18 protein-coding genes are annotated in these 19,409 nt (G+C 61.8%); 13 read left to right on the top strand and 5 right to left on the bottom strand.

Translation table 11 applies throughout. The features are described 5' to 3' along the window. The first annotated feature begins 171 nt into the window (after positions 1–171). The 8 genes from ACNQFN_RS06160 (at position 172) to ACNQFN_RS06195 (ending at position 10,635) form a co-directional block, all read left to right on the top strand. Positions 172–744, top strand: coding sequence for a hypothetical protein (locus ACNQFN_RS06160; protein WP_418648274.1), 573 nt, complete (start codon positions 172–174; stop codon positions 742–744). Continuing rightward, complete coding sequence (locus ACNQFN_RS06165; protein ID WP_418648275.1) at positions 741–2,111, top strand: 7-cyano-7-deazaguanine synthase; 1,371 nt, start codon at positions 741–743, stop codon at positions 2,109–2,111. Before ACNQFN_RS06160 ends, ACNQFN_RS06165 begins: the two co-directional genes overlap by 4 nt. Continuing rightward, the gene (locus ACNQFN_RS06170) at positions 2,108–3,277 is read left to right on the top strand and encodes an XRE family transcriptional regulator (RefSeq protein WP_418648276.1); all 1,170 of its coding nucleotides are present in this window, start codon (positions 2,108–2,110) and stop codon (positions 3,275–3,277) included. The genes ACNQFN_RS06165 and ACNQFN_RS06170 overlap by 4 nt, the downstream gene beginning before the upstream one ends. Next, positions 3,252–3,911, top strand: coding sequence for a hypothetical protein (locus tag ACNQFN_RS06175; protein ID WP_418648277.1), 660 nt, complete (start codon positions 3,252–3,254; stop codon positions 3,909–3,911). The genes ACNQFN_RS06170 and ACNQFN_RS06175 overlap by 26 nt, the downstream gene beginning before the upstream one ends. A gap of 594 nt (positions 3,912–4,505) precedes the next feature. Continuing rightward, the gene (gene ltrA / locus ACNQFN_RS06180; RefSeq protein ID WP_418646661.1) at positions 4,506–5,876 is read left to right on the top strand and encodes a group II intron reverse transcriptase/maturase; all 1,371 of its coding nucleotides are present in this window, start codon (positions 4,506–4,508) and stop codon (positions 5,874–5,876) included. Between the two features lie 567 nt (positions 5,877–6,443). Next, entirely contained in the window at positions 6,444–7,970 is a 1,527-nt protein-coding gene (gene istA, locus ACNQFN_RS06185) for an IS21 family transposase (RefSeq protein WP_418648894.1), read from the top strand. 42 nt (positions 7,971–8,012) lie between these two features. Next, entirely contained in the window at positions 8,013–8,801 is a 789-nt protein-coding gene (gene istB / locus ACNQFN_RS06190; RefSeq protein WP_418648278.1) for an IS21-like element helper ATPase IstB, read from the top strand. A gap of 385 nt (positions 8,802–9,186) precedes the next feature. Further along, positions 9,187–10,635, top strand: a complete 1,449-nt coding sequence (locus ACNQFN_RS06195) for a hypothetical protein (RefSeq protein ID WP_418648279.1) — start codon at positions 9,187–9,189, stop codon at positions 10,633–10,635. Positions 10,636–10,825: 190 nt separating this feature from the next. Here the strand turns inward: ACNQFN_RS06195 and ACNQFN_RS06200 are convergent, their stop codons facing one another. Next, positions 10,826–12,190 carry a hypothetical protein gene (locus ACNQFN_RS06200; RefSeq protein WP_418648280.1) on the bottom strand — a complete coding sequence of 455 codons (1,365 nt, stop codon included), beginning with the start codon at positions 12,188–12,190 and terminating at the stop codon, positions 10,826–10,828. Between the two features lie 133 nt (positions 12,191–12,323). Beyond that, positions 12,324–12,791, bottom strand: a complete 468-nt coding sequence (locus ACNQFN_RS06205) for a hypothetical protein (protein WP_418648281.1) — start codon at positions 12,789–12,791, stop codon at positions 12,324–12,326. 462 nt (positions 12,792–13,253) lie between these two features. Between ACNQFN_RS06205 and ACNQFN_RS06210 the strand changes: the two genes are divergently transcribed. From ACNQFN_RS06210 to ACNQFN_RS06220, 3 genes are read left to right on the top strand one after another with little or no spacing between them, the layout of a single operon-like run. Next, complete coding sequence (locus ACNQFN_RS06210) at positions 13,254–13,574, top strand: type II toxin-antitoxin system PrlF family antitoxin (protein ID WP_418648282.1); 321 nt, start codon at positions 13,254–13,256, stop codon at positions 13,572–13,574. Further along, positions 13,574–14,032, top strand: a complete 459-nt coding sequence (locus ACNQFN_RS06215; protein ID WP_418648283.1) for a type II toxin-antitoxin system YhaV family toxin — start codon at positions 13,574–13,576, stop codon at positions 14,030–14,032. Before ACNQFN_RS06210 ends, ACNQFN_RS06215 begins: the two co-directional genes overlap by 1 nt. A gap of 29 nt (positions 14,033–14,061) precedes the next feature. After that, a complete protein-coding gene (locus ACNQFN_RS06220; RefSeq protein ID WP_418648284.1) occupies positions 14,062–14,445 on the top strand; it encodes a DUF3742 family protein in 384 nt (127 codons plus the stop codon). A gap of 25 nt (positions 14,446–14,470) precedes the next feature. Here the strand turns inward: ACNQFN_RS06220 and ACNQFN_RS06225 are convergent, their stop codons facing one another. Both ACNQFN_RS06225 and ACNQFN_RS06230 read right to left on the bottom strand, forming a co-directional pair. After that, positions 14,471–15,985 (bottom strand): conjugal transfer protein TraG N-terminal domain-containing protein, encoded by a 1,515-nt coding sequence (locus ACNQFN_RS06225; protein ID WP_418648285.1) that lies wholly within the window; start codon positions 15,983–15,985, stop codon positions 14,471–14,473. A gap of 13 nt (positions 15,986–15,998) precedes the next feature. After that, entirely contained in the window at positions 15,999–16,340 is a 342-nt protein-coding gene (locus tag ACNQFN_RS06230; RefSeq protein ID WP_418648286.1) for a hypothetical protein, read from the bottom strand. A 239-nt stretch (positions 16,341–16,579) separates the two neighbouring features. On the opposite strand from ACNQFN_RS06230, the gene ACNQFN_RS06235 reads away from it, so the two are divergent. Both ACNQFN_RS06235 and ACNQFN_RS06240 read left to right on the top strand, forming a co-directional pair. Further along, on the top strand, positions 16,580–17,251 hold the full coding sequence (locus ACNQFN_RS06235) for a hypothetical protein (protein ID WP_418648287.1): 672 nt from the start codon (positions 16,580–16,582) through the stop codon (positions 17,249–17,251). Next, positions 17,244–17,954: an RES family NAD+ phosphorylase gene (locus ACNQFN_RS06240; protein ID WP_418648288.1), complete on the top strand. Its 711-nt coding sequence runs from the start codon at positions 17,244–17,246 to the stop codon at positions 17,952–17,954. Before ACNQFN_RS06235 ends, ACNQFN_RS06240 begins: the two co-directional genes overlap by 8 nt. A gap of 60 nt (positions 17,955–18,014) precedes the next feature. Here the strand turns inward: ACNQFN_RS06240 and ACNQFN_RS06245 are convergent, their stop codons facing one another. After that, positions 18,015–19,403: an integrating conjugative element protein gene (locus ACNQFN_RS06245; protein WP_418648289.1), complete on the bottom strand. Its 1,389-nt coding sequence runs from the start codon at positions 19,401–19,403 to the stop codon at positions 18,015–18,017. Positions 19,404–19,409 lie beyond the last annotated feature (6 nt).

The following is a 19,409-nucleotide window of genomic DNA, read 5'->3' on the forward strand; positions in this document are numbered from 1 at the left end:
CTTATGGAAGCCTTTGGGTATAGGGCAACCTGGGATGCAGGCTCCACCGTCAATATGAGGTGGCCTCTGCTCAGATTGAAAGGGCGTCGCTGATTACTGTCACGACTCGCGGTATTTGTGATTTGACATTGTCTGATTTTTTTTACTATGATCTGACAAGGAGGTCGGATCATGAGTGATGGACCACATAGAAGTCTTCCGATGCGAAAGCCTTGGAAAGAGCTGGCCAAGCGCGGGGATCAGCGCACTTACGACGTCGAGGAGGTGGCAGAGGCTGCAGCGGGCGCGCTTGCTAGCGACTTCAAGAACGAGGTCAAGTGGTCGCTGATCGAAGCTTTGAAGTCCATCTTCACTGGCCGTGACAACTCCTTGAGGTTGCCTGAAATCGCCCTGCAGGAGCTGGAGGATGCTAAGGCGTTGGCTGCTGGTTCTGTATTTGGAATGAACGCAGTCGCGTGGAGTATTGAACTCATCAGCGACGGCAGATTTGGTTTGGATGCTTTGCATGATGCGATTGGTCTCGCGGCCAAGATGCGAGGTTTCGCAAACATACGGTCGGTTGAAGAACACTACCTTCGGGAATCAAACCAGCGGCGGGCAGATCACGTAAGTAAGAGAATCTATAGCGCCATCTCCGGCCTTTCAGAAGGCAAGCTGGGTTCGATGCTTGTGGCTCCTGAATCTACCGGAGCCCGTCGCCCCAAGAAGAGGACCCATCTTGATGAGGGAGTGCCTTTGCGATGAGCCTATTACCTCTCAAGGAGCTAGTGGTCGATGTGGTCGAGGCTGGTGCACGTCGACGCAAAGGAGCGGTCCCCTGCAGGCTTGAGCGAAACATTAATTTTGACCTTGAAGCCCTTGAATCCTTTTCGTCGCTCAAGTGGCAACCAACGGTGTATGATGCACTTGTCGTAGCTGCAGCCGTAGAGTTCTGCGATCGTAGTCTTGCCCGTAGTGCAATGAATTGGGGACGGAAGTTCTCCGTGTATATTCCCGTTCATGATCCAGACAAATGGTCAGACAAGGCGGTAAATCGGGTTCTGGTGGAGGCATTGAACCTGCTTACCGGAGACGACTGGTACTTCGAATTCCGTTCTCGCAAGGCATCAGCAGAGCCACCACTTCAGGATCGCATGAGGTTCCCCTCCAATGCGGAGGCCGTCATCGCCTATAGCGACGGAATGGATTCGTATGCGGTTGCAGGACTCGAGAGGAAGCGTCTTGGTAGTCGATTGGTGCGGGTGAGAGTGGGCAGAAAGCAGCGCGATATCTCAAAAAAGGAGCGCCTTCGGCTTCCTTTTGTTGCTCTTCCGTATGTCGTAAAGCTTGACAATGGTAGGAATGCCGAAAACAGTGCACGCAGCCGGGGATTCAAATTTAGCGTCGTATCTGCAGTGGCAGCATACTTGATCGATGCTCCATCGGTCATTGTCCCTGAAAGTGGACAAGGAGCGTTGGCACCGGTGCTACTTCCTGTTGGACAGGGCTATGAGGACTATCGGAGTCACCCGGTCTTTACTGCATTGATGCAACGTTTCTTCAATGCTTTGCTCGGGTATCAGGTTCAGTACCAATTTCCGCGCTTGTGGATGACGAAGGGTGAAACCCTGCGCGAATTTGTTGATAGTTGCGGCGGTGATGCACGTTGGGCAACGACCAGATCATGCTGGCAACAATCTCGACAGGTGGCCGTCTCGAGTGAAAGGCGGCAATGCGGAGTTTGTGCGGCCTGTATACTCCGCCGTCTGAGTGTTCATGCCGCCGGCTTGAATGAGCCGCCAGAAAATTATGTATGGGAGTCACTGAAGGCCGCTATCTGGGAGGAGGGCGTGGCCAAGGATTTCGGCAGTTTTACAGCGGCTTTGCGTGAGTATTCCATCGCGGGAGTGCTTCACTTTGAGCACCTCGCGGCAATTCGGGAGTCTGTGCAGTATGAACTGATCAAGCGCCGAAGAACTAATGAACTGGCTCGTTCCCTGGCGGTGTCGCCACTAGCTGTGGAGCAGAACCTTGATCGGCTTTTGCAACAACACGCCATGGAATGGTCAGCATTCACTGACGATCTCGGACCAGAGTCGTTTGTGAGGCAATGGATAGATGAAGCATCATGACCAAACCAACTTATGATTTGAGCCCGCTAGAGCTAGGCGAGAGATTGAAGGTCGCGCGGGAGACTGCGAACATCACCCAAGACGCTGCTGCCAAGGCAGCAGGCATCGCCCGTACTACGCTCGTCTCCATTGAAAAAGGCCAGCGTACTGCGAGGCTCGAGGAGATCCAAACGCTGAGCTGCCTTTACGGTATATCCGCCAATTCGCTGCTGCGTCGAGAGGCTGTGCATGTGGACTTGGTTCCACGCTTTCGATCACTTCCGGAAACCGGCGACGCCGGTATAGGGCAGGCTGCGCGGATGCTGAATGATCTCGTCAGGGCTGAAGTGGAGCTTGAGAACATCCTCGGTATCCAAAAGCCGTACAATTACCCTGCAGAAAAAACTATCCTACCAGGGGACGTCCGCAAACAAGCGGAGCATGATGCGCAGAGCTTGCGCAATTGGCTGGGACTTGGGGAAGGGCCGGTCCAAAACCTGTTTTCGCTTATGGAGCTGCAACTCGGGATGCGGATTTACGCCCGGAAACTCGACCCCAAAGTCTCAGGTCTATTTGCCTTTGATGACGCGGTTGGGGCCTGCATTCTGATCAACGCCAGCCATCGAAAAGATCGCCGAACCCTGACTGGCGCCCATGAGCTTGGTCACTTCATTGCAACGCGTCGCCGGCCGGAGATCTATCAGGACGAGAAATATGAAAACTCTCGCGAAGAGCGCTACGCGAATGCATTCGCAAGTGCATTCCTTACGCCGGCCCGTGCTGTCATGGAGAAGTTCAAGGAACTGACCATTGGGTCAACCCATCTGACGCGCAGGCATATTATCCTGCTTGCCAACTTTTTTGGGGTATCTCGCCAAGCGATGGTGCTACGGCTTGAGGAACTTGGCCTGACGAAGAAAGGAACCTGGGATTGGTTCATGGACAATGGAGGTATCACCGACGAACAAGTCCACCAGGTTCTTGGCTCAGCAGCACACGATCCAACTCCCATTGATGGAGCGCAATCATCGAGACTTTTCCTGCTGGCGATCGAAGCGTGGAAAAAAGATCTGATCAGTGAGGGGCAGATGTCGGAGATGCTGAAGCTTGATCGGGAAAAGGTTCGCCAGCTGCTCGATGAGGCAGAAGAGGACGAAGTAGATGACCTTTTCAAGTTGCCTCACTAATCACGACCAAGCTCTCGTCCTCGACGCCAGCGTCATCATAAATCTGCTGGCAACGGGAAGTGTGGGCGCTATTCTGCAAGCGTTGGATGTTCGGCTAATCGTGACGGACAATGTCGTTCGCGAGATCGGGCAGGGTGAAGTCAATGGCCGCCAAGAACCCAAACTGCTGGCAGAGTTAATCGGCAATCAGATATTGAGAGTGGAGGAGCTTGCCGGCCCATCACTAGAGAACTTTTTCGATATGATCTCTGGCCACACCTCGAACTCTCTCGGCGACGGTGAGGCTGCCACTATCGCGTTCGCGCACAACAATGGATTTTCTGCCGCTATCGATGAGAAGAAGGCAGCCAGGATCGTTGGAGAACGTTTTGGGGCGCTGAAGCTGGTCACAACCGTTGATATCCTTGCCTATGGGCCCGTGCAGGCATCGCTGGGACATGAGACTCTATCCAATGCGACGCTTCGAGCGCTGCGACATGCAAGAATGCAAGTTCGGGATCATCAAGTCGACTGGATCGTTCAATTGATTGGGGTAGAGAATTTGATGGCGTGTTCGAGTTTGAAGAGGCATGCGAGGAGCAAGGTGAAATCATTAGGCCCCGCCACCATAGCTTGTGGAGATGCCATCAAATAGCACAAGCACTCCTTTGCCGGACCACACATACGGTACAGGTAATACTCATGAACAAGAACGAACATGTTGGTATCGCAAATTGCTCTGGACGTTGGTTCGGCAAACTGCCGGCGGGAGAGTGACATGCGTTGCTAGATGTGTTCCAGCAGTAGCTGTCGGCGCGGCGTCACCAGCAGCGACGGGGCCGGCTCCGGCCGGAGCTGCCGTTTGTCGTGTGCGCCCAGCATGGGCGCCCTCCTGCGGGTGCAAGTCCCGCCGTAAGTTGATCACAGCGAACGAAGTGAAGCGCAACTGCGTGAGGGTGACCGAGCGTGGGGAGGAAGCGTGGAGCATAAGCTGCGAGCCGATGGACAAGAATCGGATAGAAGGCGCTGCGGAGCAGGGCGAGCGAGCACGTAATCGCGAAGCTCTCGTGATCAAGGCGAAGTGGCGTAGATCCGGCGGTTGTGCAGCGAAGGAGTGCGTTCTTACCTGGGGAGGTCTCGCCTTGTGCCTGAAAGGGCGACGGCGCTTAACCGGAGCGAGAAGTCAGCAGAGGCCGTAGTAGCCGCTGGTTTGGGGCGAAGGGCCGAACGAGTAGGAGGGCCGAAGGCCGTGTTGCTCGGACGTGAAGTGCATCAGAAGCTCGGGGAGCCGGGGCGCAATGCGGGAGGGCTCGGTGAAGCCGCGTCCGAAGCAGTGCGTGATGAAGCACGGACGGCGCGGCATGGAACTGGAAGCCCGGGGCGAGATGACCTGCTTGCGCAGGTGCTCGCGAGCGCGAACATGGAGGCGGCGTGGAAACGCGTCAAATCCAATCGCGGCAGTGCTGGGGTGGATGGGTTGTCGATCACCGAGACGGCGGAGCAACTGAGAGCGCACTGGCCCCGGATTCGGGAATCCTTGCTGGATGGCAGCTACCGGCCCCTGCCGGTGCGCCGTGTCCAGATCCCGAAGCCCGATGGTGGGGTGCGCGAATTGGGGATTCCGACGGTGACGGATCGGCTGATCCAGCAAGCCCTGCTGCAAGTCTTGCAGCCCAGGATTGATCCAACGTTCTCTGAACACAGCTACGGCTTCCGGCCGGGACGCCGTGCCCACGACGCGGTGCTCGATGCACAGCGCTACGTGCAGGACGGTTACCGGGTGGTGGTCGATGTGGATCTGGAGAAATTCTTCGATCGAGTCAATCACGACATCCTGATGGAACGGTTGTCGAGGCGAATCGAGGACAAGGCCGTGCTGCGGCTGATCCGTCGTTACCTCGTGGCCGGGATCATGGATGGCGGCGTGGCCATGGCGCGCTACGAGGGGACGCCGCAAGGCGGCCCACTGTCGCCGCTGCTGGCCAATGTGCTGCTTGACGAGGTGGATCGGGAACTGGAGCGACGGGGCCACCGTTTCGTTCGCTATGCCGACGACTGCAATGTATATGTACGCAGTGGTCGCGCAGGCGAACGGGTGCTGGCGGGCCTGACCAAGCTCTACGAACGACTTCACCTGAAGGTCAATGACGCCAAGACGGCCGTTGCGCCGGCCTCGGGCCGCAAGTTTCTGGGCTACGCCTTCTGGTACGGCCCGGGCGGACAGGTCAAGTGCAGGGTGGCCGACAAGGCGCTCAAGACCTTCAAGCAACGCATCCGGCAATTCACGCGTCGCTCGGGTGGGCGCAACCTGACCGAGATTGCCGAACGGCTGCGGGCCTACATGCCGGGCTGGAAGACGTACTTCCAGCTTGCGCAGACACCCAAGGTGTTCCGCAAACTCGACAAGTGGATAAGACACCGGCTGCGTGCGGTGCAGCTCAAGCACTGGCGTCGGGGTACGACGATGTACCGGGAGTTGAAAGCGATGGGCGCCTCGGAAGAGGATGCCCGCAAGGTGGCGGCGAACAGTCGGTGCTGGTGGCGTAACAGCCGCATGCGATTGAACCGCGCGATGCCTGTCGCTTACTTCGACCGACTCGGCGTCCCTCGGCTCTCATAACCTCAACGACTCGAACCGCCCGGTGCGGACCCGCATGCCGGGTGGTGTGGGAGGGGTCGGCCGGGTAAGCTGGCCGCCCCTATCCCGATTTTCCACTGCATTCGGCAGTACTGCCGACGCAGCGCGCTTTCGCTGGAACAATGCAAGCATCGGCATTTCCTGTTGTTGTGGCAGGCTGGCACCTTTTCCTTTTCGGGCAGGGCCTTTCCCCTTGCTCCCCGTTCCCTTCCCCTTCCGGTATTTGCCTTTATTGGACACCTTGGATATAGGGGCAACCGGGCTTGCGCTACGATGGATGCGGGATTGAAAGATTCGTAATGAGCATTGAATGTATTTGGGCTCTGTCACCGACCGGCACATTGGAGCCATTTGATGATCGGCACAATGGAGCCACCGCGTGATCGGCACATTGAGGCCAGTCCGTGATCGGCATATAGGAGCCAGTCGCGGATCGGCGTAATGGAGCCACTTCCACTCTGACAGACGTCTCGACCTTGACCGGTCCATCGCTACCCTGCTGCCTTTTTGTTCGGCAGGAGGTAGGCGGTGGCCCGAAGGAGTATCGAGATGTACGAGTACCGCCAGGCCCTGATGCGCATGCGCCAGGGCGATTCCGAGCGCGAGATTGCGCGCTCCAAACTGATGGGGCGCAGCAAGGCGGCCCGGTTCCGCGAGTTGGCTCGCACCCAGGGTTGGCTCGATCCCGAGCGCCCCCTGCCCAAGGACGCCGAGATCGCTGCCGCGCTCGGACAGCCGAAGTTGCCGGCGACGGCCCAGTCCTCGATTGCCGCGTACCGGCCGCTGGTCGAGCAGTGGCTGACGCAGGGCGTCTGCGGCGTGGTGATCCACACCACGCTCAAGCGCGAGCACGGCTTTGCCGGGCACTACTCGAGCGTGCGCCGGCTGATCGCACAGATCGGCCGCGAGCAGCCCCCCGAGACCACGGTGCGGTTGAGCTTTGCGCCGGGCGAGGCCGCGCAGGTGGACTTCGGCGCGGGTCCGCAACTGGTCGATCCGGCCACGGGTGAGATCCGCCGCACCTGGGCGTTCGTGATGACGCTGTGCTTCTCGCGTCACCAGTACGTGGAGTTCGTCTGGGACCAGAGCGTGCGGACCTGGCTCGGCTGCCACCGTCGCGCCTTCGAGTGGTTCGGCGCCGTGCCCGCGCGGCTCATCATCGATAACGCCAAGTGCGCGATCACCCGCGCGTGCATGCACGATCCGCAGGTGCAGCGCGCCTACGCCGAGTGCGCCGAAGGGTACGGCTTCCGGATCGACGCCTGCCCGCCGCACGACCCGCAGAAGAAGGGCATCGTCGAGGCCGGCGTCAAATACGTGAAGGGCAACTTCCTGCCCACACGCAGCTTTCGTGATCTGGCCGATCTCAACGCGCAGGCGCGCGAGTGGGTACTGAAGGAAGCCGGGCTGCGCATTCACGGCACCACCCGCGTGCGCCCGCTCGACACCTTCGCGGTCGAGCGCAGCACCTTGCTGGCGCTACCGGCGGTGCCGCCGGATCTGGGCACTTGGCACGCGGTGACGGTGCATCGCGACTGTCACGTCAGCTTCGAGCGTGCGCTGTACTCGGTGCCGTTTGCGCTGGTGGGCAAGGCATTGTGGCTGCGGGCCACCGACGCCGTGGTCAGCGTCTATCACGACTTCAAGCCCGTCGCCACGCATGCCCGCGCGCGGCGCCCCGGTGAGCGTCGCACCGTCTCCGATCATCTGCCGCCGGCTGCCCAGCGCTTCTTTGCGCACGACCGCAACTGGTGTCTGCAGCAGGCCCGCGAGATCGGAGACGCCTGCGCGCAACTGATCGGGCAACTGCTCACAGACCGCGTCAGCGAGCGCCTGCGCGCAGCCCAAGGCGTTCTCGCGCTCAAGGGGAAGTACGGCACCGCGCGCCTCGAGGCCGCGTGCGAGCGGGCCATCGCCCACGACAGCCCGCACTACCGCACCGTCAAGACCATCCTCGCCGGCGGTCACGACCTCGCCCCGGTGAGCACGATCACCCCCGAGCCCTATGCCGGCCGTGCCCGCTTCGCGCGCGCCACCGCGTCGCTGTTCGAAGACGACGGCCCCACGTTTCACTGACCCGGGCGCAGCACGCGCCCACTTCACCCAAGGAGCCTCACCATGAACCCCGCCACCGAACTGGCGCCGCAGCTCAAGCAGTTGCGCCTCTCCGGCATCCTCGACTCGCTCGACACCCGTAACCGCCAGGCCATCGACGCCAAGCTCGCCTACACGGAATTCCTCGCCCTGCTGATCCAGGACGAGATCGCCCGGCGCGAGCAGAAGAAGTTTGGCACCCGGCTGCGCCGCGCGGCCTTCCGCGCCACCAAGACGCTCGAAGGCTTCGAGTTCGACCGCCTGCCCTCGACCAACCGCGCCCTGGTCCATGACCTCGCCACCGGGCGCTACATCGACGAGCGCGCCCCGGTGCTGATCGTTGGCCCCTGCGGCACCGGCAAGAGCCATCTGGCGCAGGCGCTCGGACACTGCGCCGTGCGTCAGGGGCACGACGTCATCTTCGCCTCCTGCGCGCAGTTGCTCGCCAGCCTGAACGCCGCCTGCGCGGTCGGCACCTATGAGCGAAAGCTCCAGCAACTGGCGCGCGTGCCGGTGCTCATCATCGACGACTTCGGCCTCAAACCCCTGCGGGCGCCCGCCGACGAGGATCTGCACGATCTCATCGCCGAGCGCTACGAGCGTGCTGCCACCATCGTCACCAGCAACCTCGACTTCACCGAGTGGGATCAGGCCTTCCCCGGCAACCGGCTGCTCGCCTCGGCCACCGTCGATCGCCTGCGCCACAACGCCTACTGCCTCACCCTCGACGGGGCCTCTTACCGTGCGCCCCGACAGGGGCCGAATCGGGTGAAAAGCGCCCTTGCCAGCACCCCGAAAAACATCGATTCTTGACCCCCCAACGACGTCCGTCAGAGCACGGTTCGGGTGGCTTCTATATGCCGATCATCGGTGGCTCTATTGTGGCGGTCAGTGACAGGGCTCTCCAATACGCGAGGGGCTACTTTCGTTTGCAGAAGTCGAACGCTTGTGTTTCGAGCTGTTTCCTCGGGAGAAGGGCGCAAGGGGGCACAGCAATACGGCAGCTGAAATCTCGCGGGGGCCTTGCTGTAGCCCACTGCATCAGCTAAGCTAGTCCCCCGGTGTTCGTCGCATGCCGTCCGTCCGCATCGGAGAAGCAGCCACAGCGACGTATTTGGTATTTCGATTTCTTCCCAGACACTTCTTCGCGGGCGTTTGGCGAGCGGACCGTCCATGTCAATGCCTGCACGGAGAGATCGTGTCTGCATACAATGCGAATGCTTCGTCATTCGACGGGGCGGCCGGGGCGCTCGACCTCGGCATGGAATCGTTCTGGTTCAACTACTATCCTGCGAAATACTGCGGCCGTCTGGCTGAACGCATCAAGCTCACTGCCAAACTGCTTGCCAGGAGCACTGGGCTTCAGCAAAGCAAGGCGCTCGAAGCGGTTGCACGGGCTGTTCACTTTCCGTCGTGGCATGATCTTTCGGCCCACCTTGCGCGTGGCACTGGTGCAGAAAGGGAACAACTTCCCAACCACTGGCTCAACGCATTAAGTGAAGCATTTGTGCTGATGGTGGAAGCTGAGGACGAAGTTGCATTGCCCAGTGTTCAGCTTGATGCGTTCGAACGCTTTGGCGGGGTATTGACCACGTTGACCGGCGCCCCGAAGCAGTTGGTGCTGAATAGTGTGTGTGCCGTGCTTTGTGGCGGACCGTCATGGGAGGACGTGCGGGCCCGAAGCCCATTGAAGGCGAGACAGCCGCTGTACGAGTTCATCGTGCCGAATGAGAGAATGGACGCACAAGGCGATGGGTTCTTCGCTTCGAGCCCAGCCTGCCGGCAACTGACTGGGGAACTCGACGAGCGCTGGCAAGGCTACGAGCAATTCACCAAGGCACAGAAGCGAAGAGCGCGCCAGTGGGTGGAAAGTGCGCTGGCGGCACAGCCCGGCTTCCTTGAAGGCGGTCTTGCGCTTGCATGGATGCAGCATGACGCGCATGAGCCGGAGTCTACCTCAACGGTCAATCGATTTATCAAGCAAGCCGACGCTTTGATTCCCCCAGGGTACAAGGGGCGCATTGTTTGGGGGCACCTGGGCAACCGCATCTATCACCGGCTATTGTGGCTGAGCCTGAAGCTCCATCACGAAGCCTGGGATTTGCCGGCGGCTGCGCGCGTGGCCCGAAAGCAGTTGAAGCTGAATCCCAACGACAATCTCGGTGTCCGCTACGCCTTGCCGTTGATTCTCCTCGAGCGGGGAGAGCATGCGGCGGCACGGAGGGCAATGACGTCCTTCAAAGGGGAGGCTGGATTGACGGCAGCGGCCATTCGCGCGTTCGTTGAATATGCTCTCGGCAACGGCCGGGCATTCCGGCGTGAGCTGGCCATGGCGCTGTTCACCTTACCTTGGATGCGAATCTTCCTGCTCAACCAGCAGGCCCCTCTACCGGATGGTGACGATGGGTTCCGGGGTGTGCACCCTGACCTTGAAACATTCGTCGAGTTTGCGTGGCCAGCGTATGGCGCTGTGCCGGGCTTGTGCAAAGCATGCGAGGCGTTCTTGGCTGAGCCGGAGGTGCGGCAGGCTGAGGGAGAGCTGAGGCAGTACTGGAAAGGGTTTTGGCAAAGGAGGGACGGCCAAGCTGTCGGAACCCATTATGGATGGGGTGCGCTTGTGCGCACATGGGCCGACAGGTTTGCATGAGGCTGTTGAAGGCGGGCAGCCACTTGATTGGCGGTTAACTGAAGCCCATCTTCGCACGCAATGAGGTCTTCTTAGGCCACAAAGGTGTATTGGCACCACACACCGCCAAACCGCGTGTGAAGATGGGGCTGCGCCGCCCGGTACTTCTCGGCCAGTGCCGGAATTGGCCGTATGCTTTTCGGCAAATGCCTTACTGCAGCGACACGCCGTATCGTTTGAAAAGCGCATCGAAAAAGGTTTTCACGTCGGCCTTGGCTGTGGAAGGCTGCAGTTCCGTCGCACCGAACCGAAAGACTTCGTAGCCTGAAAGCTTTAACTCCCTGTCGGCCGCGACCATTCGGGCATACCGTGAAGCATCCGCCTGGCCAGTGGCATCCGCGTAGTGGTGCTTGCCATCCACCTCGATGACGATGCGCACACCCTGGGGCAAGAGGAGGAGGAAGTCCATGCGAAAACGCAGCAAGGCATCCCGGCCCCGTTCCGTGACGGTTCGGTGATCCCAGTGCAGCCAGACCTCCGGCAGCAGCGCGGGTAACGGCGGCACGGCGCTGCCGTAGCCTTCGTAGAAGGCGTCGAACAACGTCCGCTGTGGTGGTGAACTTGCCGGTAGGCTCGAGCGCAGACGACGGTAGAGGGAGCGCTTGGCAAATTCGGTTTCCGTGATGTTCTCGGTCTCGCTCCACCAGCGCTGTAAGTCATCCCACCGAAGCCCTTCGCTGCCGATGGGGCGGTCGTATACAAGCACCTTGTCGGCGTTCGTGACGATCTCGATGTCATTGTCTATGGCATCCCGAAAGCGGAGATCGGGTTTGTTGGATGAGGCGAAGATGAGATTCTTCGGCCGCCCTCTGGGGGTGGTGTGTAGCGAGATCAGGGTGAAGACGGGATAACCGCCTTCCGTATCGGTTTCGCGCAGTTCGACGCCACAGCCTTGCAGGGGAACATTGACGCAAGTGACGAAACGGCGCTGCGCGGCTTCATCCGGACGAACATCTGCAGAGGCGAGGCCCTCCAGGAAAAGGGCGAATCGGTAGTCCGATGCATCATAGACACCCAGCCGGTCAAACAGCAGTTCGGCGCTCCAATCCCCCGGATTGCGGTGGACATGTTGCTGGATTTCAGCACGCAGGCCTGTGTCTTGTCCGAGCAGGCCAGCCCAGGGATCGGTATCCAGAATCCAGAGCTGATCCAGCAGTTCGTCAAATTTACGGGCGTCGCCATACAGCTCGTCGCATTCGATGGCACGCGCCACCTCTCGCCGGAATCGTTTCGGAATGGGAGGGGCGGCAGACTCGCTCCAAAGGATATCCTGGATCTGATTGCGGATGGCTGCTTCCGGAGGGTGCTGGTTCAAGAGCCGTCGTGCCACGCTGGGCAGGTCGACGTCGGCTACAGCGTTGAAACTGCTTTCGATACGTTCTCGCTTTACACCTGCTTCGTCGGGTGAGGGGAGGCCCAGTTCCGCACAGAACGAAGAAAGCTGTGCATGGGAAACCATGTCCTTCTGGCTGATGATGAGGGAGGCGAGAATGTGGCGCAGTTGGATCAGATCCATGTGACAAGGCGATCTCATTGTGATTACTCGGGCCGACGACGGCGAATCGAGTATAGCGTGGTCGGTAACTACCTCTTGAACAAGTGCTTCAGCATGAAAGAGCCGCGCAATGCGCGGCTCCAATGGCAGGGTTTCAGTAGATATTGAATCCACCGCACTCCCGTAGGAAGGCTTCGAACTCACGCACGTTCTCGACCGAGAACGGGTAGTTGGTCTCGAAGTTCGGTCTGCGGCCGGCACCGTTGCAGCCGTTGCAGAGCAGTGGGCCGGGGCCGGTGTGAGGCGGTTCGGCGCGCCTGCCTGCCCCGCCGCATATGGTGCAAGGCTCCTCTGGAAGTGCTTCGAGATAGGCCGCGTAGCTTTGCGCATACTGTTCCGTTTCGCCGGAGGCCAGTGCAGCGGCCAGGCGGTCGGCCAGCTTGCGTGCGCCACGGCTGCCGAGTCCCCAGCCGTCGTTGGAATGGCCGAGGTTGTTCAGCGGGATGATGTCGGGAGCGATGCTCTCGCAGTATGCCCACAAGGGACGCCACCACCATACGTTGTTGCGGAAGTACTGGCCCCGTTCAGAGATCGGGGATCGTCCAAAAACGTCCATGCCCATGATCGATGCTCCTGGAACACGGAGCAAACCGTCTGGATCGGGCGGATACCGCCGTCCGGCTGGGCCGGGATAGGAAAGACGGATGCTCCTGAGTAGAAAAAAGGGGCATCCGGGCCGGCAGGGCACGAATGCCCCACCGGGGAGAACAACGATTCCGGAAACTCGCCGTGGTTGATCGACGAGCCGCAGCCGCGCCAGGTTGGCGCCGGATGAAGCTGCATGGGTGTCGCCCCAATGGGCGGCGGAAGGGTCGCGCGAGGCGAACCGACAGCATGAGCATCAAAGCACGCACCGAAAGTCCGAGGTGCCGTCAATTGGAAAGGGCGCCTATCCGCATTCACAAAGGGGGCGGCGTCACCAGGGGCCAAGGATGTGGGAGAGGTCGTGCAGGCCAGTGGGTGGATGTTTGACGTTGTAAGGAATATTCCTTACTATGGGGCTGTAGACGCAGGAGGCTATGCCATGCCGACCATCCACGAACTCGCCACGATCACATCCAAGGGTCAGATCACCCTGCCCAAGCCCATCCGCCAGGCGCTCGGGGTCGACGTCGGTGGCAAGGTCGCGTTTGATCTGCACGAAGACGGCCAGATCGTCGTCAGCCGTGCGGACGCGGAGCATGAAGACCCGGTCATCGGCGCGTTCCTGGATCTGCTGGCGAAGGACATCGAAACCGGTCGCCACGTCCAGGGGCTGCCGGACGATCTGGCCCGTGCGATGCTGGCGCATGCGGGCCACAAGGTGAGCCTGGGCGATGATTTCGATGAGGATGTGGAAATCTGATGCAACAGCATGGCTGGACGCTGCTGTTCCACGACTGCGTGATCGAGCAGTTGCAGAAGTTGCATGTGGCCGCCCAGCGTGCTCAGCAGACTGATCCAGTGGGGTTCGAATCCAATGCGAACGTCAAACTGTTCCGGGCGTTGAGTCAGTGGATGCTGGAAGGGGTGCCGAGCGACCCGTCGCGGGACGAGTACCGCCAGGGCAACACCCTGGGGCCGGCCCATCGCCACTGGCGGCGGGCCAAGATCGGGAGACGGTTCCGGCTGTTGTTCCGCTACGACTCGAAGGTCAGGGTGATCGTCTATGCTTGGGTCAACGACGAACAGACGCTGCGCTCGTCGGGCAGCAGGTCCGATCGGCATGCGCTCTTCGAGAAGATGCCGGGGCGAGGCCATCCGCCTGACGATTGGAACGCATTGATGGCTGCCAGCCAGCAGGATTGGAGCAAATTGGAGTAACCGAATCACGTACGTAGCAGGTGACGCCCATGGGTACGAAGACCCGTATCAGCAATGCAGAGCGCTTCGGCCGCTGGCTGGGCGGGGTGTGGCGTGGCTATGTGCGTCAAGAGCGCCGGGTCGCCGGCTGGTTGTTGTCACAGGGACTGCCCCCAGGAGGGGCCACCGTCTTGCTGTGGGGTATCAAGTTGGTTGTCCTGGGGATGCTGCTGTACGCCGCATTCTGGTTGGCGTTGTTGCTCTTGTGCATCGCCATTGTGGCCTGGGGACTGCGCAACGGTGATCATGATGAGGCAGAGGAATGGGCGGTCGGTGAGCAAGCCGAGCACAAGAACAATCCTGGCTACCATCCGGTGCTTTATAACGACGCACCCGATTCACGCTACGTTGATCCGCGGTATGACGATGATTAGTTTGCTTGGATCTCGGGTTGGCGGTTCATTTGAGCTTGCCTGATACCATTCCCGGCGCTTTGCCTCCTGCTTGACCTGCTGGCCGCGTGCCATCCGAGAGTCCTTGGAGGAGGCCCCCGGTGCGTACTCCGACCCAGGACAAGGCAGCAACCCAAAATGCAGGCAGCGCGATGAACATCGTCGCCATGACGAAGTTCAGCAGCATGTCCCCGAAAGTGTTGTTCAGCCCGATCAGCGAATCGAAGTTCGTGTGAGGCCGGTTCCATCCCCAGCCCCAGCCGTAGAGCGCATCGAGAATTGTCGAATCGATCCAGCGCGCCAACTGGAACCAGAACTCCACGAAGAACAGGGAGAACTGCACCACGCTCACCGTGACCACGGTCTTCAAGTCGTAGGTGCCGATCACCAGCACCAGCGGGATGCAGATTACGAGGGCCATCTTGAGCAGTGACAGCACCATCGGCAGCGCCTGGCGCACGGCATCCATCGCCGGAAAGTAGGCGAGGGCGCCCAGGGCCAGCCCCGCGTCGCTGGCGGCGCGGGTGACGACGTTGGGCAGGGTCATCTCGATCTGCCCGCCGTAATCGGTGTAAACCGTTCCCTGGTTCAACTTCTGCTGCCGGGGCGAGGCAATCGCACGGATTACCGAGTCATTCACCCGCTCCTGGCTCAGGAAACCCGCCCACTGGCCAAACCGGGCCAGCAGGCCGGGATCGACCTGGGCCAGCAGGCGCGCGCGCAGCCCGTCTCCATCGGCCCACCACTGCCGGCAGGTCGGGTAGCCGGCGCCGCTGGGTGCCTCGGCCAGCCCGGCGTCGCGGGTGCCGTCGTAGGGCCAGCCTTCGCGCGGGGTGCGGGAGCGGTAGGTGTCGTAGAAGCCCGGCGTGTCGAGGAAGAAGCGCGAGCCGATCCAAGTCACGTCGTACATCTGTTCATCGTTCAGGCTCGGCCGGTTCATGAACAGCCTGGCGCGGGCCGGCCCGTAGCAGTCGTGGGTGAAATCCGCCACTTCCTGGGCCAGCACCGGATCGTCGATGCGGGTGGCGTCGATCGCCATGCGCATCTGCCGCAGGTCCGTACCGCACGGGATCGCCGCCACCGAGGCGCCGGTGAGCGCACGCGAGATCGCATGCATGAAGAACCACCACACCGGCACCTTCGCCGACTGGTTGTTGAGCGTGCTGAAGGATTGCGACCAGCCTGTGTCCGCGGGCAGGGAGACATTGACCTGGCACTGGACCGAGCGTGAGCGATCGAACCGGAGCGTGTTGAAATCCACGTCGATGAACGGTACTCCCGCGAACAGGACCACCACGATGGCGACCCAGACGCGGTTCTCGATGCGCACCGAACTGAGCACGCCCTTGTTGCCCTCGTCGGCGCCTTCGGCGCGTGCCCGGAGCCATTCCTGGATGATGATCGCCAGGAACGGCAGGGCGAACACGCCACTGGCGATCAGGGTCGCCCAGATGCCGTTGTGGACGATCCAGGCGACCAGGGTCAGGTAGTACTCCAGGTAGTCGGTGGTGTAGAGCGTCATGGCGGCCTTCTCCTCATCCGGCCTGCGCGAACCGGCTGATTTCCAGCGCGACGATCGCCAGCACCGCCCCGAGCTCCGTCCGCAACAGGCGCTGACGCGGGCCGGCCCCCGGTTCCCGCGCCAGCAGGCGCCGACGCATCCACAGCCAGCCCCAGGCGGTGCCGGCATAGAGCAACAGGCGCCAGGCGAGGAAATGGCCGGCATGCGCATCCATCCACTGCTGCCAGCTCTCGATGCCGCCGGCCAGCCGGATACCGACGAGGTTGGCGGCGATCGTCGCGGCCAGCAGCAGGATCGTCCATAGCAGCACCGGGCCCAGACGCTGCCCCCATCGGCGGAGCACGGCCCGCTTCACGGCCGTGCGCTCCCGTTGTAGCCCAGTGGTTCGGTCGGGTGGCTCTCGATAGCCGCCATGTCCAGATTTCCGGTGATCGACGCAGCCTGCAGTTCAGCCGCATCGGCGTGCGGCCGCGACAAAGAAAGGGGACGCCGCCGTTTCCGATTCCGGGAGGCGGGAACGAGTGGACGTGACAGTGTGGGTTATTCTGGTTATATTGAATCGATCAGATTCTTGATAATCGACTGGAGATCGCCATGAGCGCCGTACATGATTCGCCTGCCTTCTCCGCGCTGGTCGGAACGCCCCGGGAAGTGCGGAGCCGGCTCGACAAGTCCAAGGCCCGGCAAGTCATCGTGCTGCCGGTGGAAGAGGTGGACTCGAAGCACGCCGACCTGCTGGTCCAGACGTTGAACTCCGTTGCAGCTTTCATCACCGTGAAGCTGAGGGAGCAGGACGAGCAGGTTTTCAAGGCTTTGGTCAACGCCGTGGTGCCCAAGGCGCCGCCCTCGCCGAACCTGGTCAAGGAGGCGGTGATGGTGGCGCGGGCGCGCAAGGCCGTGCTGGAAGGCGCGGACTGGCTGACCGCCGCCCAGGTTGCCGAGGTGGCGGGCCTGAGCGCGAGCAACCCGAGCACACAGCCCAACAAGTGGAAGCGTCAGCGGCAGATCTTCGCCATCCACCACAACGGCGTCGACTACTTCCCCGGCTACGGCCTGGACCCCGAAGCCGGCTACCGGCCACGCAAGGCCCTCAAGCCCATCCTCGAAGTCTTCGGCGCCGAGAAGGACGGCTGGGGCCTGGCGTACTGGTTCCTCTCCGCCAACAGCTTCCTGGGGGGACGCAAGCCGCAGGACGTGCTGGCGAGCGAGCCCGAGCAGGTCCTCGCCGCGGCCAGGGACGAGATCGAAGAAGTGGCCCATGCCTAGGCAGAAGAAACCCGCGCCGGCGCAGACCCGTCCGCCGCCGGCGGCCACTGATGACCATCTGACCCCCAAGCCGCCGGCCACGCTCCACGTCACGTCCGTCACCCTCGCCCGCGGTCAGGCGCTGCACCGGGTGCATTCGAACGAGTACAACGGCGACCAGTTCAATCCCGGCCTCAAGGGCAATGCGCGTTTCAGCCCCATCCGCAAGGCCAAGGGCGATCTGATCCCGACCCTCTATGCGGCCGCTACCTTCGAGGCGGCCCTGATGGAGTCGGTGTTCCACGACATTCCCCATACGCCCGGCTTCAAGCAGTTCGACAAGCGCAAGCTGCAAGGGCAGATGCATTCCGAGGTCCAGGCCACGCAGGACCTGAAGCTCGCCGACCTCAGCAGCAAGCCTTTGCGCAAACTGGGAGTGACACGCAAGCAATTGATCGATACGGAGAAGGACCAGTACCCGAAGACGCGCGAGTGGGCGCAGGCCATCCACGCGCAGCACCCCGACGTCCAGGGGCTGTACTGGACCTCGCGCCAGGATGACTCCGCCCGTGCGGTGATGCTGTTCGGCGATCGGGTACCCAAGGGCGTGCTGAAGCAGGTGGGCGATTCACGCAGCCTGCTGGGCGAGCAGGCCTACGGCGAGGTGCTGGACCTGGCCGAGGTCATCGGCGTCGATATCGTGTCCGGCAAGGGCAGCAGGTAAAGGCCGGCCGGGATCATGCGGATGCCGGAAACCCGGCCATCCGCATGTTTTCGTATCGATTCAAGGGCTGCCACCGGGTGGCTGTTGCAACTGGTCGAGGCGGTCGCGCACCGGATCGCCTTGATAGATGCCGCGCGAGCCCGCGGCACGTGTGCTGTGGCGCTGGATGATGGCCGTGGGCGAATTGCCGGCGAGTTCGCGGCGCAGTTCGAGCTCGGTCTTGAGGTTGTGGATCTCGCGATCGAGGATGTCGCTCTCGTGCGAGATCGCCTTCTGGGCCAGCTCATTGGCGGCCACGTTCGGCTCCTTGCGCCCGGTGAGCAGCATCCGCTGCAACAGTAGGGCCTTTTCGAGCACACTGGCGAGCGCCACTTCGGACACAAGACGCCGAGCCAGGATGTCCTGGTCGGGTTCATCGCGCAGCGCCTCGATCACGCCGCGGGTGATCGGCAGCGAGACGCTGCCGGCCGCCTGCAGGTTCTCGAAGGTGGTCGGCCGGCTGCCGGCGACGAGTTCCTGCAGGACCTGCAGCTTGTCTTCATACTCCTCCTGGATCAGCGGCGTCAGGCCCACGCCCGGCGTGGTCACGGTCTTGGTGCAGGCCTCGCAGGTGCGCTGCTCCTGTTCGCCCAGCACCCGGATCGCCCAATCCGCGGCATCCCCGGGAGAACGCCAGGTCAGGCACGCCAGGTTGCCGTTGCAACTGGCCGGATCGAGGGGGCCGGTATCCGCGACGGCGCGGCCGTTGAGCAGGTTGTAGCCCGCACGCGTGACGTCGCCGACGATGCGTACCGGGGGCTGCCCGGCGCCACCCGCGCTGTCGCCGCCGACCCAGGGCACGCCGTTGTTGCCCCGGTTCGACTCGGCCTGATCGACGGCCGAGACGGCATCGTTGCTGCCGACCGCGTCCCGCAGCGCGATGCCTTCGGCGAGCTGATCCCAGCCGAACTGGCCGCCGGCCATGTCGGCCATCCGCTCGGCCATCGCGCGGCAGGTGAGCTTCGAGCGGTCGAAGTCCAGGCGGGCCTGCAGTATCCCGTTGGTCAGCAGGTTGTACAGGCCCGGATCGGCGCGCTGGATGATCAGCGCCGGCAGCGAGGCGACCGCCGCCGTGGCGTTCTGGATCACCGACGACATGATCGTCTGGAAGCCGTTGGTGATCCCGTTCAACTGATTCTGGAGGGTGGTGGTGATCGACATGTCGCCGCAGATCAGATTGGCATTCCAGCCGACCCCGACGCCGATCGAGCGCATGCCGGCCGCGCCACCCATCGACACCGCGCGGCCGCCGCCAATCGAATACAGCACCTCGTCGCCGATGACGGAACCCTGGTGCTGCACGCCGTACTGATTGACGCTGGTCTGGGCGCCGGCGCCCGTGCATGCCAGTGCCAGAAGCGCAGCCAGCAGGGCCGGGCTGTGAGGGGGGGAGAATGCTAAACGGATCATGATGGC

It is taken from the genome of Thauera butanivorans, assembly GCF_048398245.1.
Classification (GTDB): domain Bacteria; phylum Pseudomonadota; class Gammaproteobacteria; order Burkholderiales; family Rhodocyclaceae; genus Thauera; species Thauera butanivorans.